This is a genomic window from Photobacterium lucens (assembly GCF_009873615.1).
In the GTDB taxonomy this organism is placed as follows: Bacteria; Pseudomonadota; Gammaproteobacteria; order Enterobacterales; family Vibrionaceae; genus Photobacterium; species Photobacterium lucens.
Genome location: NZ_SSMG01000029.1, coordinates 1 through 1,456 on the forward strand (window position 1 = coordinate 1; position 1,456 = coordinate 1,456).

3 protein-coding genes and 1 pseudogene are annotated in these 1,456 nt (G+C 37.9%); 2 read left to right on the forward strand and 2 right to left on the reverse strand.

The genetic code is table 11. From position 1 onward, the window contains the following. Positions 1-317 (reverse strand): hypothetical protein (locus E5A76_RS02455; protein WP_107166652.1); only part of this gene is annotated, 317 nt, incomplete at its 3' end. A gap of 269 nt (positions 318-586) precedes the next feature. Between E5A76_RS02455 and E5A76_RS20805 the strand changes: the two are divergent. Next, positions 587-694 (forward strand): annotated as a pseudogene (locus E5A76_RS20805) (DUF1289 domain-containing protein); the annotation flags it as partial. 12 nt (positions 695-706) lie between these two features. Then, positions 707-850, forward strand: coding sequence for a hypothetical protein (locus E5A76_RS20810; protein WP_237458962.1), 144 nt, complete (start codon positions 707-709; stop codon positions 848-850). 80 nt (positions 851-930) lie between these two features. On the opposite strand, the gene rplY is transcribed toward E5A76_RS20810, so the two are convergent. Beyond that, complete coding sequence (gene rplY, locus E5A76_RS02465) at positions 931-1,209, reverse strand: 50S ribosomal protein L25 (protein WP_053989617.1); 279 nt, start codon at positions 1,207-1,209, stop codon at positions 931-933. Positions 1,210-1,456 lie beyond the last annotated feature (247 nt).

Here is a 1,456-nt window from a genome sequence, read left to right on the forward strand (position 1 = left end):
TATTTAAAGTATTCGACTTTAGATACATCTTTTGTATTAGCAAGAATAGGATCGAAATTAATCACACCACGATTTTGGGTACAGATCTTGTAAACATCACCACATTCAAAAATAGCAAGGATCTCTTCTGGTGCACGGAAAATTTCAGGTGGCTGCTGTCCAACTTCAGCAATGCAAACTGTGCCTTCATGCGACCATACAAGCTTACTTACTCGCTTATCATCATTAGGAACTGGCGCTGATACATGCGCAGCAATAGATGAATAAACTGTTTTTGCTTGCTCAAGGTCTGTTGCCGATGGTACAAAAAAATCCATGGTTCCCTCCTCTGATATACCTTAATTCACTGAATTATAGATATAAAATGTAAATAGTTAGTTATCAACCGTGACAACTCGAATAACCTTAGCAGAGTTGAGGCAATGAAATCAACTGATATAGCAGGCTAATTTTTCATAAAAATAAAACCAAATTAACTATTTAGTAAACTTTTGCTTTCATATTTCACTAAAGAAAAGCATAAATCATGATGATCTATTATTCTCAAATAAAGTGGTTTGTATGGGTTTAGTTTTGATGGGGATATATGGAGCAGAAAGATTTTTTTGACATTCCAAGCCCCTGTAAACGGATATGTGAAGTTAACAATAGGGGATACTGCAAAGGGTGTTATCGCAGTAGGCAAGAGCGTCTTTACTGGCTGCAAATGACTGATGATCAAAAGCATCAGGTACTTGATATTTGTCGTCGACGTGAACAGCAAGTACGACGACGTCATCGTGCCAAAGTGCAACAGGAATTGGAAAAGCGACAAGGAATTGAAGAAGATCCGCAACAGCCGCTCTTCTAATTACTAAGAGATAGCCATGCGATAGGTAGAAAAAAAGCACTCCGAAGAGTGCTTTTTAAAAAAGAGTTATGAACTCGCAATTAGATGCGTTTGAAGTCCATGTGTTCAACTTTTGGCTTGAACGGGTGACGTTGGATGTCTTGAGGCTTAACTTTAACTTCTTGACCGTCGATTACTAGAACGAAACCTTCGTAGAACTCAGGCTTGTCCATTTGGTTGATGATATCGCTGTGCTTAAGAGTGATAGAAACAGGAGCTGCTTCACCACCGTAAACGATACCAGGGAAAAGACCTTCAGAACGTAGGCGGCGGCTCGCACCTTTACCTAGGTCAGTACGTACTACTGCGTTAAATTTCATAATAAATTCTCTTTGAGATAAATAATTCACTAAGTAATGCGACCTTACTTAGTGTCGTAAAACGAGCGCGGATATTAACAGTCATATTGTGTTTTATCAAGCATATTAAACTGAAAAATAACGTTAATTAATTAGTCGCAGTATTCGTGATTTATTTGCTCATTGTTTGCACATAATTTGAGTGTTGAACACTTATGAGTAAACCTTCTTTTTGGTCGGTATCCCTTCGTATTTTTTCTCGTTATGA

Excerpts from the sequence above, each read along its gene's own strand:
- E5A76_RS20810 (WP_237458962.1), top strand. The coding sequence starts at position 707 with ATGACTGATGATCAAAAGCATCAGGTACTTGATATTTGTCGTCGACGT.
- rplY (WP_053989617.1), bottom strand. The coding sequence starts at position 1,209 with ATGAAATTTAACGCAGTAGTACGTACTGACCTAGGTAAAGGTGCGAGC.